The organism is Actinomycetospora sp. CA-101289 (genome assembly GCF_050955895.1).
In the GTDB taxonomy this organism is placed as follows: domain Bacteria; phylum Actinomycetota; class Actinomycetes; order Mycobacteriales; family Pseudonocardiaceae; genus Actinomycetospora.
The window spans coordinates 1,074,455-1,088,885 of record NZ_CP192093.1; the positions used below are offsets into that span (position 1 = coordinate 1,074,455).

Sequence of the window (14,431 nt, forward strand, 5' to 3'; positions counted from 1 at the left end):
GGAGGACAATCAAGTGTTGTGGGTGGACTCTTCGCTTTGCGACGAAGTGTCGAGCGGCGCGGTCACCGCCACCCTCGTGCCCGTCCCCGGGCGCGAGGTGATGCGCACGGAGCCGCCGACCAGCTCGGCGCGCTCGCGCACCGACGCCAGCCCGTGGCCGTTCCCGGCGCGCCGGGAGGGGTCGAACCCGACGCCGTCGTCGGCGAGCTCGAGCCGCACGCCGTGCTCGCCGGTCGCCAGGCGCACGGTGACCTCCTGCGCCTCGGCGTGCTTGAGCACGTTCTGCAGCGTCTCCTGCGCGATCCGGTAGAGCGCGACCTCGACGTGCTCGGGCAGGCGCCGCTCGTCGAGGTCGAGCACGGCGCCCACCCCGGGCAGCCCGCGCGCCAGCGCCGCGAGCGCGCCCGCGAGGCCGAGGTCGTCGAGCACCGGCGGGCGCAGCGCCCCGATCGCCGACCGGGCCTCGTCGAGCGTGGTGAGGACGAGGTCGCAGGCGGTGGCCAGGTCCTTGCGGGCCGCCCCGGCCTCGTCGCGGTCGACGAACGTGCGCACGGCGTCGAGGTGGAACGACAGGGTCACCAGGCGCTGGGAGATGCCGTCGTGGATGTCGCGGGCCAGGCGCTGCCGCTCGGCCTCCTGCGCGGCCACCATCTGCTCGGCGAAGCGCCCGTGCGCCTCCTCCCGCGCCGCGAGGCGCCGGTGCATCCGCGCCTGGTGCAGGGCGCCGGCCAGCAGGCTCCCGATGGCCAGCAGCACGCGCACGTCGCGGTCGTCGAACTCGCGGCGCGCCAGCGTGTGCACGTTGAGCACGCCCGCCAGGCCCGCGGGCTCGCTCTCCATCGGCACCGACACCATCGACGCGTAGCGCTCGCCGTGCAGCTCCGGGATCGCGACGTAGCGGGGGTCGGCGTGCTTGTCCCCGGGGATCACCGCGGGCTCCCGGTGGCTCGCGACCCAGCCCGTGACGCCGGTGTCGAGCGGCAGCCGCACCTTGCCCACCTGCGCGTCGAACGGCGGCGTGGCGCCGGCCAGGGTCAGCGAGCGCTCGGTGTCGTCGAGGACGTGGACGAAGCAGACGTCGGTGGCCGTCGCCTCGGTGATGACGCGGGCGACCGCGGCGGCGAGCGGCTCCACGCCCGGCCCGCTGGTGGTGGCCTCGATGATCGCGAGCAGGACCTCGTTCTCCCGCTGCGGGTCGTCCAGCCCGAGCCCCCGGGTGGTCACCGGAAGACCCCCTCGCGCAGCGCCGCCGCCACGGCCGCCGTGCGGTCCGCGACCTGCAGCTTGCGCAGCAGCGAGCGCACGTGGCTCTTCACCGTCTCGTCGCCGATGACGAGCTGGCCGGCGATCGCGCGGTTGCTGTGCCCGGCGACGAGCAGGGCCAGCACCTCGCTCTCGCGCTGGGTCAGCCCCAGGTGCGCGCCGGGCCAGAACTCGTCGCGCTCGAGGCGGGCCGCCGACGCCGCGGCCCGCCCGGCCATCGTCGCGTCGACCACCGTCGTCCCCGACGCCGCCATCTCGAGGTGGCGGACGAGCTCCTCGCCGCCGATGTGCTTGAGCAGGTAGCCCGCCGCCCCGGCGCGCAACGCCTGGTAGAGGTACTGCTCGTCGTCGTAGACGCTGAGCAGCACGACCTTCTGGCCCGGTGCCCGTTGCGCGAGGCTGCGGCACAGGTCGAGGCCGCTGTCGCCGCGCAGCCGCACGTCGCAGAGCACGATGTCCGGGGTCAGCGAGAGCGCGACGTCGAGGGCCTCCTCGGCGCCGTTGGCCGTCCCGACCACCCGGACCCGTGCGGCGAACGGGGCGAGCATGGCCTTGAGGCCCGCGATCACCATCTCGTGGTCGTCGACCAGCACCACCCGGAGCGGCGGTGTGGTCCGGGTCATAGGCCCACACTAGGTGCCGTCTCCCCCCTCCCACCCCCCGTCGCGGGGGAGAGGGGATCAGGCCCCCCGCCTAGCGTCGGCGAGGACGAGAGGAGACCTCGTGCCCGACAAGTCCCTGCGCATGCGGCGCGCCGGCGGTGACACCCCGGTCAAGCGTCCGGTGATGCTCGCCATCGCCGGGGACAGCGCCGCCGGCAAGACGACCATGACCCGCGGTCTGGTCGAGGCCCTCGGTCCCGAACGGTGCGTGTCGCTGTGCACCGACGACTACCACCGCTACGACCGGGAGGAGCGCAAGGACAAGCCGTTCACCGCGCTCCACCCGGACTGCAACTTCCTCGAGATCATGGAGCAGCACCTGCAGCTGCTCGCGACGGGCGCCCCGGTGCTCAAGCCCGTCTACGACCACAGCACGGGCCAGCTCGTGCGCCCGGAGCTGGTCGAGCCCGCCGAGTTCGTCATCGTCGAGGGGCTCTTCCCGCTGTGGAGCAAGCTCTCGCGGGCCTGCTTCGACGTCTCGGTGTTCCTCGACCCACCCGAGGAGATCCGGCGCGGCTGGAAGGTCGCGCGCGACACCACCAAGCGCGGCTACACCGAGGAGAAGGTGCTCGCCGAGCTGGAGACCCGTGAGCCCGAGTCCGAGGCGTACATCCGCCCGCAGCGGGCGAACGCCGACCTCGTGGTGCGGTTCGCGCCGATCGAGGGCCGCGACGACCCCGAGGACACCCCGCTGTCGGCGACGGTGATGATGCGCCCGACCATCGACCACCCCGACCTCAGCGACGTGCTGGCGGCGGGGCTCTCCCGCGCCATGCACCTCAAGCTCGAGCGCGACGACGACGGCCGGCCCGCCGAGTCGCTGCACGTCCACGGCTACGTGCCGCGGGAGGAGAGCCTCGCGGTGGAGAAGGCGATCTGGAGCGCGCTCGGCGCGCCCGACACCGAGACCCCGGACTGCCTCGGGCGCCTCGGTGACGCGCGCAGCGAGCCGCTGGCGATCGCCCAGCTCCTGCTGCTCTACCACCTGACCGACGCGGCCCGGTGAGTGCGCTCCGGGCCGTCGTGTTCGACGTCGACGGCACCCTCGCCGAGACCGAGCGCGACGGGCACCGCGTCGCGTTCAACGAGGCCTTCGCCGCCGAGGGCGTCGACCTGCACTGGGACGTCGAGCGCTACCGCGAGCTGCTCGCGGTGACCGGCGGCCGCCGGCGGGTGGCCACCGCGCTGCGCGAGCAGGGCGCTCCCGACGCCGAGGCCGTGGCCGCGCGGGTGCACCGGACGAAGACCGACCTGTTCCTCGACATCGTGCGCCGCGGCGAGATCGACCCGCGCCCGGGCGTCCGGGACCTCGTCGACGACCTGCACGCCCACGGCGTGCGGGTCGCGGTGGCCACGACGGGCCGGCGGGCGTGGGTGGAGCCGCTGGTGACGCACCTGCTCGGCGCCGGAGCGGTGGAGACCACCGTCTGCGGGGACGACGTCGAGACCCTCAAGCCCGACCCGGAGGCCTACCTGCTCGCGCTGCGGCGGCTGGGTCTCGACGCCGCCGGGGTGGTCGCCGTCGAGGACTCCGGCCCCGGGCTGGCGGCGGCGCGGGCGGCGGGTCTCGTGACCGTCGTGGTCACCAATCCCGACACCGCCCACCACGACGTCGGCGACGCCGCGGTCGTGCGCGAGGCCTTCGACCGCCCGACCCCGCTCACCGCGGCGGCCCTGGACGACGTGCTGACGGGCGCCCGCCCGTAGGCGGACGCCCGTCGCGTCCCGTCGGTCCCGCACACCGGGTCAGCCGTCCTGGCCCCCCTCGTGCCCCGAGCCGCCGCTCGACGGGGACGACTCGTGGCCGCCGTCGTCACCGGACTCGTGGTGGTCGTCGCCGGAGTCGTGGTGGTCGTCGGTGGTGTCGTGGTGGTCGTCGGTGGTGTCGTGGTGCGTGTCCGACGACGGGCGCCAGGTCGACGATCCGCTCGACGAGCTGCCCGCGGAGCGCGGGGCCGGCGCGGCCGAGGAGCTGCTCGCGGTGGCCGGGGCGACGACGGGCTGCGCGGGCGCGGACGACGCCGGCGCGACGACGGGCTCGGCGGGGACCTCGACCGGGGCCTCGGGCGCCGGCTCCTCCGACACCTCCGTCACCTCGGCCACCGGCTCCGACGCCGCGGCGACGGTCGGCGAGGCGGCGCCGGCGAGGGCGATCGCGCCGCCGCCAAGCACCCCGACGGCGACGGCGGCCGCGGCGAGGGCGACGGCGATGCCGCGGCGCTTGTACTGCGGGGGACGGACGGGGGCGACCGGGGCCGAGAGGGGCCCGGGGCCGGACGCGGGGCCGGCGGCGGGACCGGCCGCACGCAGCGGGCGCACCCCGGAGACGGGGCGGGTGGGCGCGAGCCCGACGGCGCGGGTGACGCCGTCCTCGGCGGAGCGGGCGGCCAGCCGCGCGGCACCCCGCGCCACGGCGTGCTCGGGCTCGGGGTCGACGGCCACGGGGCGCCCGAGCGCGTCGGCGATCGAGGCCGCGACCGACCCGATGCGCGGCGACCAGCCCGCGAGCACCACGGCGTCGAGGTCGGCCGCCGCGACCTGCGCCGACGCGAGCGTGCGGTGCAGGCCGGCGGCGACGTCCTCGTCGGCCGGCTGCGCGCCGGCGGGGTAGGCGAGGCCCTCGGGGCGACCGAGGACGGTGAAGACGCCGGAGCGGTGCCGCAGGACGGTGGCGTCGACGCTGCCGCCGCCGAGGTCGACGACGGCGAGGACCGCGTCCTCGCGCAGGCCGTTGCCGGCGGCGTGCTGGCGGGCGGCGGCCTCGGGCTCGCTGACGAGGCTGACCTCGCCGAGCCCGAGCGTGCCGGCGACGCCGGCGAAGGCGTCGCGGTCGGCGGCGCTCCAGCTCGCGGGGTGGGTGAGGACGGTCGCGGCGGGCGCGCCGCCCTCCTGCGCCGCGACGACGTCGACGACCCGGCGCAGCAGCACGCCGAGCAGCGCGCCGGCCGCGAAGGGGGCGCCGTCGAGCAGGAAGGGGGCGGGGTCGGCGAGCCGGGGGCGGATGGACCGCGCGACGCGGGCCGGCTCGGCGACGGCCGCGCGCTCGGCGGCGTCGCCGATCAGCGGCGGGCCCTCGGCGCTCCAGAGCACGACGGACGGCATGGCCGCGGTGTGCTCGCCGAGCGCGGCGACGTCGACACGCCCGTCGCGGTGGACGGCGGCGGTGGTGATCGTCGTGCCGAGGTCGATGCCGAGGTGGTAGGTCATGGCGTGCTCCGTGGTGTCGGGGGCTCCGGGCGGGACGACCACGAGCTTCGTGTCCCGGCGCCCCGCGCGGAGGGGGGTGAACCCCACCTCGGGCGGGGGCGGACCCGCGGATTCCGGCGGGCCCGGCGCCGGGTACTCCACCGGGCGTGACTTCCCTACTGAGCGGAATTCGGCGGGGCCTCGCGGCCGGCGCGGCGGGCACGACGGCGCTCAACGCCGCCACGCAGGCCGACATGGTGCTGCGCGCCCGCCCCGCGAGCGGTGCGCCGGCCGAGCTCGTGTCCACGGCCGCCGACCGGCTCGGCGTCGAGGTCCCCGGGAAACGGGGCGAGCGGACGCAGCGCCTGGAGGGCCTGGGCGCGCTGGCCGGCACCGGGACGGGCCTCGCGGTCGGGGCCGTGGCCGGCGTCCTGCGCGCGGCCGGGGTGCGGCTGCCGGCCGCGATCGGCGGGCCGGTGCTCGGCGCCGCCGCGATGGCGGCCACCGACCTCCCGCTGGCGCGCCTCGGCGTCAGCGACCCCCGGAAGTGGGGCGCTGCGGACTGGGCCGCCGACGCGCTCCCGCACCTCGTCTACGGCGTCACCACCCACGCGGTGCTGGCGGCCGGCGACGACGCGGACCGGTACGGGGCGCCGCCGGCGCCGTCGGCGGGCTCGCTGGTGCGGGCCACGCTGCTCGGCGCGGCCACGGGGTGCCGCAGCACGGTCGGGCTCACCGCGCTCGCGCTGCGCGCCCGGCGCACCGACCCGTCCCCGGCGAACTGGTTCGCGTCCCCGGGCCGCCGCGCGGTGCCCGTGCTGGCGACGCTCGGCGAGGTGGCGGGCGACAAGAGCGCGGCGGTCCCCGACCGCACGAGCCCGGGCGGCCTCGCGCCGCGGATCGTGCTCGCGTCCACGGCCGCCGACCTCGCCGCCCATCGGGACCGCTACGAGGGCGGGCCGCCGGCGCTGGTCGCCGCGCTGGCCGCGGTCGGCACGGCGATCCTGGGGCAGCGCCTGCGCGGGGTGGCCCGGCAACGTTTCGGCTCCGACCTGCCGGGCGCGCTGATCGAGGACGGCGTGGCCGCCGGGCTGGCGTGGGTCGGCGCCGGCGGCGTCACTCGTAGAAGTACGCGCCCCGGGTCTTGAACGACCCCATGCCGGTGGTGCCCGAGACGTGGATCGTGGGCCGGCCCGGTCCGGCGGGGCCGTGGTGGCGGTTCTTCACCGAGCCGCCCCAGGTCGCGCGCAGTTCGTCGGTGTCGACCGACCAGCCCTCGGGCACGACGAGCACGATGCTGCCCATGCCGCCCTTGACCTCGAGGTCGATGTGCGGCGGCGGGGACGGGACCTGGCGGAAGTCGAGCTTGACGTCGGACATGCTCGGCTCGGCGACGATGCGCCGCGGCACCCGCCAGGCGCCGGTGCGCTTCTCGCTGGACCACCCGGCGCTGAGCACCAGGGGCTTCTCGTCCGCCGGCGGTGCGGGCGGCTCCTGCCACGGCAGCGTGGCGGGGAGGTCGGCGACGAGGGGGTCGAGCTCGCCGTAGGTGCGGGCGGCGTAGGTGCGGGCGAGGCGCTCGTCGACCTCGTGCAGGTCGAGCCGGCCCTCGGCCAGCGCCTCCCGCAGGATCGCGGCGACGGCCTCGCGGTCGGCGTCGCCGGCGCGCATGGCCTTCGCGTCCTCGCCCACGGCTGAGGATCCTAGTCGCCGCGGCTAGCGTGATCGTGTGCTCGGCGACCCCGTCGCGCTCGGCCGGCGGACGGCGCCGAGCCGGGTGCTCTTCGGCCCGCACACCACGAACCTCGCCGACCCGCGCCGCCCCCGCGCGCTGGGCGACGACCACGTCGCGCACTACCGGGCGCGCGCGGCCGGGGGTGCGGGCGTCGTGGTCACCGAGGTCGCGTCGGTGACCGCCGACGACCACCCGGGGGAGTACGCACCGCTGGCGGCGGAGTGCTCGGCGGGCTGGGCCGCGGTCGCCGCGGCGTGCCGGCCGTACGGGACCCTGGTGCTCGCCGGGCTCGGGCACGCCGGCGGACAGGGCTCGTCGGCGTACACCCGGGGCCCGCTGCGGGCGCCGTCGGCGGTGCCCGACCCCGCCACCGGTGAGGTGCCCGCGCCGTTGGACGCGGACGGTCTCGCTGTCGTGGTCGCCGGCTTCGCGGAGGCCGCGGCGGCGGCGGTCGCGGCGGGCTGCGAAGGCGTCGAGGTGCAGGCGGGCCAGCACGCCCTGCTGCGCCAGTTCCTCTCCGGTCTGACGAACCACCGCGACGACGCGTACGGCGCGGACCGGGCGCTGCTGCTGGTCGAGGTGCTCACCGCGGTGCGCGAGGCGGTTGGGCCGTCGGCGCTGGTCGGTCTGCGCTTGACCGTCGACGAGAGGGCGCCGTGGGCGGGGATCACGCCGGCGTCGGCGCGCGCGGTGCTCGCGCGGGTGGCGCCGCTGGTGGACGTCGTGGTGCCGGTGCGCGGGTCGGCGCTGTCGGTGGGCGCGACGCGGCCCGACGCGCACACGGGGCCGGGGTTCCTGCGGGCCGTGTGTGCGGACCTGCGGGTCCCGGGCGTGGCCACCGTGCTCGCGGGGAGCGTGGTCGACCCCGATCTCGCCGACGACGTGCTGCGCACCGGCGACGCCGACCTCGTCGAGATGACCCGCGCCCAGCTCGCGGACGCCGACCTCGTGGCGCTCGTGCGGGCCGGGTCGACGCCGCGCCCGTGCGTGCTGACCAACCAGCGCTGCCGGGTGCGCGACGTCCGCAACCCGCGGGTGTCGTGCACGGTGGCGGGGCCCGAGGTGCCCGAGCGGGTGATCGGGCGGGACGTGGCGCCGGTGCTCGTCGTCGGCGCGGGGCCGGCCGGGCTCGAGGGCGCGCGGACGCTGGCGCGGGCGGGGTGCGCGGTGCGGGTGGTGGAGCGCGAGGGGGAGGCCGGCGGGCTGTTGCGGCTGGTGGCGGGGCTGCCGGGGCTGGAGCGGTTCGCGCGGCTCGTCGCGTGGTGGCGCGACGAGCTGCACGCCCTCGGCGTGGCGGTGGAGCTGGGGGTCGCGGTGGACGTCCCGGCCGAGGGGCGGGTGCTGCTGGCGATCGGGGGCGTCGACCGGCCGTCGCGCGGGATCCCGATCGCCGCGGCGCTGCGCGACGGCCTGCCGCCGGGCCCGGTGGTGGTCGACGACCCGGTGGGCGACGGCGCCGCGGTGGCGCTGGCCGAGCGGCTGGCGGGCGACGGCCGGGAGGTGGCGATCGTGGTGCCCGGCGTGCTCGTGGGACCGGGGCTGGCGCGCACCGGCGACCTCGTCGACGCGCAGGGCCGGCTCGCCCGGGCCGGGGTGCGGCGGGTGCGCGAGGCACGGGTGACGGGGTTCGCCGGCGGCGCGGTGACCGTGGCCGACGTCGTCACCGGTGCCGAGATCGTGCTGCCGGCGACGGCGCTGGTGGACGCGGCGCCGCGGCGCGCGGATCCCGTGGCGCCCCGCCCCGGGCTGCACGTGGTCGGCGACGCCGTCGCTCCGCGAACCGTCGCCGAGGCGGTGCGCGAGGGGCGGGCGGCGGCGCGGGCGTTGCTGTCGTGAGCGATCTCGGGGATCCCGTGCGGCTGGGGCCGCTGGTCGCGCGGAACAGGATCGTCTTCCCCGCGCACCTGACGAGCGCGGCGGTGGCGCGGCGCCCGACCGCCCAGCACGCCGCGTACTACGGGGCGCGGGCGGCCGGTGGAGCTGCGCTGATCATCACCGAGGAGCAGTCGGTGGACCACGCCGACCGCCCCTACGAGAAGCTCGTCGACGGCACCGACCCCGCCGTGGTGCCGGGGTACCGGGCGATCGCCGACGCGGTGCACGCGCACGGGGCGCTGGTGCTCGCGCAGCTCGGGCACAACGGCGGGCAGTCGTCGTCGGTGTACTCCGGCGCGCCGGTGGACGGGGCGGACGACGTGCCCGACCCGATGTTCGGCGAGGTCCCGCGGGTGCTGACCCCGGCCGGGTTCGACCGCCTGGTGGACGGCTTCGGGCTCGTGGCGTCCCATGTGGCGGCGGGTGGGATGGACGGCGTCGAGGTGCAGTGCTCGCAGGCGTCGCTGCTCCGGGCGCTGTTCTCGCGGGGCTCGCCGCGGGCGCTGCCGTTCCTGGTCGCCGTGCTGCGGGCCGTGCGCGCGGCGGTCGGGCCGGGGCGGGTCGTCGGTGTCCGCGTGCAGGGGGACGAGGGGGTGGCGGGGGGACTGTCGACCGCTGACGCCGTGCGCGTGGCCGTCGCGGTCGAGCCGTACGTCGACTACGTCAACACCGCCGTCGGCGTCGCCACCCGCACCCTGCCGCTGATCGAGCCGCCGATGGGCGTGCCCGCGGGCTACGCCGCGCACGTGCCGTCGGCGGTGCGGGCGGCGGTGTCGGTGCCGGTGATCGGGGTGGGGCGGTTCACGACCCCCTCGCAGGCCCGCGAGACGTTGCGGGCGGGCGCGTGCGACCTCGTGGGCGTGGTGCGCGGCCAGATCGCGGACCCGGAGTTCGCGCGCAAGGCCCTCGCCGGCGGGCGCGTGCGGCGCTGCATCGGCTGCAACCAGGAGTGCATCGCGCGCGTGGGCCTCAACCGGCGTCTGGGGTGTGCGGTGAACCCTGGTGCCGGTCGTGAAGCAGCGAACGCCCCATCGGCGTGCTCCCCTGAACTCGCTGCTCCTCCGCGCTCCCCGTTCGCTCGCGTCCTCGTGGTCGGCGGCGGGCCCGCGGGGCTGGCGGCGGCGGTCGCGGCGGCGCGGTCGGGGCACGCGGTGACGCTCGCCGAGCGAGGTGACGCCCTCGGTGGGCAGCTCGCCCTCGCCGCCCGGGCCCCCGAGCGCGGCGAGCTGGCCCACGCCGTCGCCGACCTGGCGCACGCCGCGCGCGAGGCAGGGGTGGCCGTGCGGCTGCGGACGGAGGTGAGCGACGCCGGCGGCGCCGATCTCGTCGTCCTCGCCACCGGCGCCCGCCCGGCCCTGCCCGCGTGGGCCGAGGGGCACGAGCGCGTCGTCGACGTCACCGACGTCCTCGCCGGGCGGGTCACGCCGACCGGGCGCGTGCTCGTCGTCGACGCCGGGCGGTCGCACGCGGCGACGTCGACCGCAGAGCTCCTGGCGCGCCGGGGTGCGTCGGTGGCCACGCTGACCCCGGCCCTCGTCGCGGCGGGCGACCTGGCGCCGACCCTGGACCGCGAGCGCTGGCGCCGCCGGGCCGCCGACCTCGGGATCGTCGAGCACACCGACCGCGTGGTGCTCGGCGCGCGTCCTGGCGGGCTCGACGTGCTCGAGCACCTCACCGGCGAGGTCACGCCGTGGGACGCCGACTGGGTGGTGCACGCGGGCCCGCCGACCCCGCACGTCCCGGACCTGGGCACCCTCGACGTGCCCGTCGTCCGCGTCGGCGACTGCGTGGCTCCCCGGGACCTGGGCGCGGCGATCCGCGAGGGCGCTGCCGTACGTGAGCGATCCTTGGGCCTATAGGCCCGAAGATCGCTCACCTAGGGTCGGCCCCGTGGAGATCGCCGACGCCCGGTGGCCGGAGTGCGAGGACGTGCCCGTGCTACTCGTGCCCGTCGGGGCCACCGAGCAGCACGGCCCGCACCTGCCGCTCGGCACCGACACCCTCGTCGCCGCCACCGTCGCCGCCCGCAGCGGGCTGCCCGTCGCCCCGGCCCTGCCCTACGGCGCGTCGGGCGAGCACGAGACCTTCCCCGGCACCGTCTCGATCGGCACCGAGATCCTCGCCGCGGTGATCGTCGAGCTCGGTCGCTCCGCCTGCCGGTTCGCCCGCCGGCTCGTGCTGGTCAACGGCCACGGGGGCAACGTCGCCGCCCTGCGCGCCGCCGTGCCGATGCTGCGCGCCGAGGACCGCGACGTCGCCTGGTTCCCGTGCAGCGTCCCCGGCGCCGACGCCCACGCCGGCCGCCACGAGACGGCCGTGGTGCTCGCGCTCGCCCCGGACACGGTGCGCGAGGACCTCGCCGCGCCCGGCAACACCGCGTCGCTGCGCGAGCTCATGCCCGCGATCGCGGCCGGCTCGGTGCGCGACGTCAGCCCGTCGGGGGTGCTCGGCGACCCCACCGGCGCCGGCGGGGGCGAGGGCGCCGAGACGGTGTCGGTGATGGTCGCGGGGCTGGTCACGGCCGTGGAGCGCTGGGTGGTCGACGACGCGTCGGGGCGCCTGACCTGAGCTGGTCGCGCCTAGGGTGCGGAGCGTGGGCCGCCCGTTCGCCGACCGCGCCGACGCCGGGCGCGCCCTCGCCGCGCCGCTGGCCGAGCTCGGGTTGCGTCGCCCGCTGCTCGTGGGGCTCGCCCGCGGCGGGGTGCCGGTCGCGGCCACCGCGGCGGCGGCCCTGGGCGGCGGCGCCGAGGTCGGGGTGGGCGTCGCCCGCAAGATCACCGCGCCGGACCGCCCCGAGGCGGGCCTCGGCGCCGTGGCGAGCGGCGGCGAGCCCGTGTGGTTCGACCTCGCGCTGGACCACGCGGGCCTGACCCCCGACGACCTCGCCGACGTCGTCGCCGCCGAGCGCGCGGAAGCCGCCCGGCGCGAGGAGGCGTACGGCCCGCGGGGCTCCGTGGCGGGGCGCGACGTCGTGCTGGTCGACGACGGCGTCGCGACGGGCATGACGGTGCGCGCGGCCCTCGGCGGGCTGGAGGCCGGGGGGCCGGCGCGGGTCGTGCTGGCGGTGCCGGTGGCGGCGCCCTCCGCGCTCGAGCGCCTGGCCGCCGACTGGGGCGGGCGGGTCGTCGCCGTCCTCGTGCCGCCCGACTTCCGGGCCGTCGGCGACGTCTACGACGACTTCGCCCAGCTGACCGACGACGACGTCCGGCGTGTCCTCGGTCGCTGACCCGCCACAGCGACGCTGCCTAGACTCGCCGGTCATCGCCACCCCCACCCTGCCCGCCACGGCTCCGCCCCGGCCGGCGCGCCTCCCGCACGGCTGGACGATCGTGCTCGACCGCCGCGTCCTGCGCGTCGACGGCGGGCGCACGCTCGTCGGCGGGTCGCCGCCGCGCGTGCTGCACCTGTCGCCCGCGGCGTACGGGCGGCTCGCGGGCCCCGGTGGCATCGCGGCGGACGCCCGGCTGACCGTCACCGACGCGACCTCCGCGGCGCTGGCCCGGCTGCTCGCCGACGCCGGCGTCGCGCACCCCGTGCCCGCGCACGGGTCCGCGCCCGGCGCGGACGCCGTGTCGGTCGTGGTGCCGGTGCGCGACCGTCCCCGGGAGCTCGCGCGGCTGCTCGCCGCAGTGCGGGCGACGGCGCCGGGGGTGGGCGAGGTGGTGGTCGTCGACGACGGCTCCGCCGACCCCGACGCGACCTCGCGCGTGGCCGCCGACCACAGGGCCCGGGTGGTCGGTCACCCGACGTCGCGGGGCCCGGCGGCGGCGCGCAACACCGGGGCAGGCGCGGCCACGGGGGAGCTCGTCGCGTTCCTCGACTCCGACGTGGTGCCCGAACCCGGCTGGCTCGAGCCGCTGCTCGGGCACCTCGCCGACCCCGCCGTCGCCCTCGCCGCACCACGCATCGTGGCCTGGTCCCGGGGTGTGGTGACACCTGCCGGTGCCAGCGTGGGGGCCACGCTGGCAGATCCAATACAGCACGCCGATAGGGCGAGAAAAGCCCCCAGCTCGATCGCGCGCCGGGTCGTCGCCCGCTACGAAGAGCGACGCTCCAGCCTCGACCTCGGCCCCCGCCCCGCGCCGGTCACCGCGCGCTCGCGGGTGGCCTACGTGCCCAGCGCCGCGCTGCTCGTGCGCCGCGAGGCCCTGGGCGCCGGGTTCGCCGAGGACATGCCCGTGGCCGAGGACGTCGACCTCGTCTGGCGCCTCGCCGCCGACGGCCACCGGCTGCGCTACGAACCCGCGTCGCGCGTGGCCCACGAGCACCGCGACGCGGTCGGCGCGTGGCTGGCGCGCAAGGCGTTCTACGGCACCGGCGCGGCCCCGCTGGCGCTGCGCCACCCCCGCCGCGTCCCGCCCGTGGCCCTCGCGCCGTGGACGGCGGCGGCGATCACGCTCCTGGGCGTCCAGCGGCGGTGGAGCACGGTCGCGGCGGGCGGCGTCACGGTGATCGCGACGGCCCGCCTCGCCCGGGGTCTGGCGCGCCGGTCTCGCGGTGATCGGGGTGCCGATACGGACACTCAACGTCTGCGACGCCACTTCGCTGACACCACCGGAGCCCTCACCCTCGCCGCCGTCCTCGCGCCTTGGGGCCTCGGCGGCGCGGCGTGGCAGGCCGCCGGCGCCCTGACCCGCCACTGGTGGCCCGCGGCCGCCGTCGCCGCGCTCGCCTCGAAACGCGTGCGCCGGGCCCTCATCGCCGCCGCCGTCGTCGAGGGCCTCGCCGACTGGGCGCGCTTCCGCCCACCCGGGGCCGGGCCGGCCGACGCCCTGGGCCACGTCGTCGCGCACCGCCTCGACGACCTCGCCTACGGCGCGGGCCTGTGGTGGGGCGCGTGGCGCCACCGGACGGCCGCGCCGCTGCGCCCCGATCTCTCCGGGAAGGGACCCGACCGATGACCGTCCTCGTCCGCACGGTGGCCGTCGGCCGCCCCCGCGAGGTCCCCGGACCCCGCGACGGCGACCTGACCAGCACCGCCATCTGGAAGGAGCCGGTCGAGGGCCCCGTCGAGGTCGGGCCCGAGAACCTCGCCGGCGACGAGCAGGCCGATCGCGTGAGCCACGGCGGCCCGGACAAGTCCGTCTACGTCTACGGCGAGGAGGACCTCGCCTGGTGGCGCGGCGAGCTCGGCGCGCTCGACGACCAGGTCTTCGGGCAGAACCTCACCACGGTCGGCTACGACCTCCGCGACGCCGTCGTCGGCGAACGGTGGCGGGTCGGCACGGCCGAGTTCCTCGTCGTCCAGCCCCGCACCCCGTGCTTCAAGCTCGGCATGCGCGCCGGTGACCGCAGCATGCCGCGCCGGTTCACCGCCGCCGTCCGCCCGGGCGTCTACCTGCGGGTCACGACGACGGGCACGCTCGCCGCGGGCGACGAGCTGCACGTCCTGGATCGCCCTGCGCACGGTGTCACCATGGCCGAGGCGTTCGCGATCGTGCACCACGACCGGGACCGCGCCGCCCGGCTCCTCGAGGCGCCGGACCTGCCGGCCGGGTGGCACGCCTGGGCGCGGGAGCGCCTCGCGCACCACCGGTGATCGTGGGGGATTTCCTCGCGTTGAACGCCAGCGTGGCCCCCAGGCTGGCACACCCCGTGGCACAACCCCGGCGGGCCGGCGTAGGCCCCTCGTGAAGCCCGCCCCTCCGTTCGGAGGGGGACGCTGCTGTCCGGAACGGTCTGATTCGGGCGCAGCGTCCGACGCTCCCAC

The 14,431-nt window shown here is 77.8% G+C and carries 13 protein-coding genes; 9 read left to right on the plus strand and 4 right to left on the minus strand.

Going from position 1 to position 14,431, the window contains the following annotated elements; translation table 11 throughout:
• Positions 1 to 9 precede the first annotated feature (9 nt).
• Positions 10 to 1,224, minus strand: coding sequence for a GAF domain-containing sensor histidine kinase (locus tag ACQPX6_RS05340; protein WP_433785968.1), 1,215 nt, complete (start codon positions 1,222 to 1,224; stop codon positions 10 to 12).
• Entirely contained in the window at positions 1,221 to 1,886 is a 666-nt protein-coding gene (locus ACQPX6_RS05345; protein WP_433785970.1) for a response regulator, read from the minus strand. Before ACQPX6_RS05345 ends, ACQPX6_RS05340 begins: the two co-directional genes overlap by 4 nt.
• A gap of 100 nt (positions 1,887 to 1,986) precedes the next feature.
• Between ACQPX6_RS05345 and ACQPX6_RS05350 the strand changes: the two genes are divergently transcribed.
• Together ACQPX6_RS05350 and ACQPX6_RS05355 are read left to right on the plus strand one after the other, a co-directional pair.
• A complete protein-coding gene (locus ACQPX6_RS05350) occupies positions 1,987 to 2,931 on the plus strand; it encodes a phosphoribulokinase (RefSeq protein WP_433785972.1) in 945 nt (314 codons plus the stop codon).
• Positions 2,928 to 3,632: an HAD-IA family hydrolase gene (locus ACQPX6_RS05355; RefSeq protein ID WP_433785974.1), complete on the plus strand. Its 705-nt coding sequence runs from the start codon at positions 2,928 to 2,930 to the stop codon at positions 3,630 to 3,632. Before ACQPX6_RS05350 ends, ACQPX6_RS05355 begins: the two co-directional genes overlap by 4 nt.
• A 39-nt stretch (positions 3,633 to 3,671) precedes the next feature.
• Here ACQPX6_RS05355 and ACQPX6_RS05360 read toward each other — a convergent pair whose 3' ends face one another.
• Positions 3,672 to 5,132 carry an Hsp70 family protein gene (locus tag ACQPX6_RS05360; protein ID WP_433785976.1) on the minus strand — a complete coding sequence of 487 codons (1,461 nt, stop codon included), beginning with the start codon at positions 5,130 to 5,132 and terminating at the stop codon, positions 3,672 to 3,674.
• A gap of 146 nt (positions 5,133 to 5,278) precedes the next feature.
• Here ACQPX6_RS05360 and ACQPX6_RS05365 point away from each other — a divergent pair, with 146 nt between their 5' ends.
• Positions 5,279 to 6,259 carry a hypothetical protein gene (locus tag ACQPX6_RS05365; protein ID WP_433785978.1) on the plus strand — a complete coding sequence of 327 codons (981 nt, stop codon included), beginning with the start codon at positions 5,279 to 5,281 and terminating at the stop codon, positions 6,257 to 6,259.
• On the opposite strand, the gene ACQPX6_RS05370 is transcribed toward ACQPX6_RS05365, so the two are convergent.
• Positions 6,228 to 6,803: a DUF1707 SHOCT-like domain-containing protein gene (locus ACQPX6_RS05370; protein WP_433785980.1), complete on the minus strand. Its 576-nt coding sequence runs from the start codon at positions 6,801 to 6,803 to the stop codon at positions 6,228 to 6,230. The genes ACQPX6_RS05365 and ACQPX6_RS05370 overlap by 32 nt on opposite strands.
• 37 nt (positions 6,804 to 6,840) lie before the next feature.
• Between ACQPX6_RS05370 and ACQPX6_RS05375 the strand changes: the two genes are divergently transcribed.
• From ACQPX6_RS05375 to ACQPX6_RS05400, 6 genes are read left to right on the plus strand one after another with little or no spacing between them, the layout of a single operon-like run.
• Positions 6,841 to 8,682, plus strand: coding sequence for an FAD-dependent monooxygenase (locus ACQPX6_RS05375; protein WP_433785982.1), 1,842 nt, complete (start codon positions 6,841 to 6,843; stop codon positions 8,680 to 8,682).
• Positions 8,679 to 10,580: an FAD-dependent oxidoreductase gene (locus ACQPX6_RS05380; RefSeq protein ID WP_433785984.1), complete on the plus strand. Its 1,902-nt coding sequence runs from the start codon at positions 8,679 to 8,681 to the stop codon at positions 10,578 to 10,580. The genes ACQPX6_RS05375 and ACQPX6_RS05380 overlap by 4 nt, the downstream gene beginning before the upstream one ends.
• A 31-nt stretch (positions 10,581 to 10,611) precedes the next feature.
• Positions 10,612 to 11,289, plus strand: coding sequence for a mycofactocin biosynthesis peptidyl-dipeptidase MftE (mftE, locus tag ACQPX6_RS05385; RefSeq protein WP_433785986.1), 678 nt, complete (start codon positions 10,612 to 10,614; stop codon positions 11,287 to 11,289).
• 25 nt (positions 11,290 to 11,314) lie between these two features.
• Positions 11,315 to 11,947 (plus strand): phosphoribosyltransferase, encoded by a 633-nt coding sequence (locus ACQPX6_RS05390; RefSeq protein WP_433785988.1) that lies wholly within the window; start codon positions 11,315 to 11,317, stop codon positions 11,945 to 11,947.
• A complete protein-coding gene (locus tag ACQPX6_RS05395; protein ID WP_433785990.1) occupies positions 11,931 to 13,622 on the plus strand; it encodes a glycosyltransferase in 1,692 nt (563 codons plus the stop codon). The genes ACQPX6_RS05390 and ACQPX6_RS05395 overlap by 17 nt, the downstream gene beginning before the upstream one ends.
• A complete protein-coding gene (locus ACQPX6_RS05400; RefSeq protein WP_433785992.1) occupies positions 13,619 to 14,260 on the plus strand; it encodes an MOSC domain-containing protein in 642 nt (213 codons plus the stop codon). Before ACQPX6_RS05395 ends, ACQPX6_RS05400 begins: the two co-directional genes overlap by 4 nt.
• Positions 14,261 to 14,431: the final 171 nt, after the last annotated feature.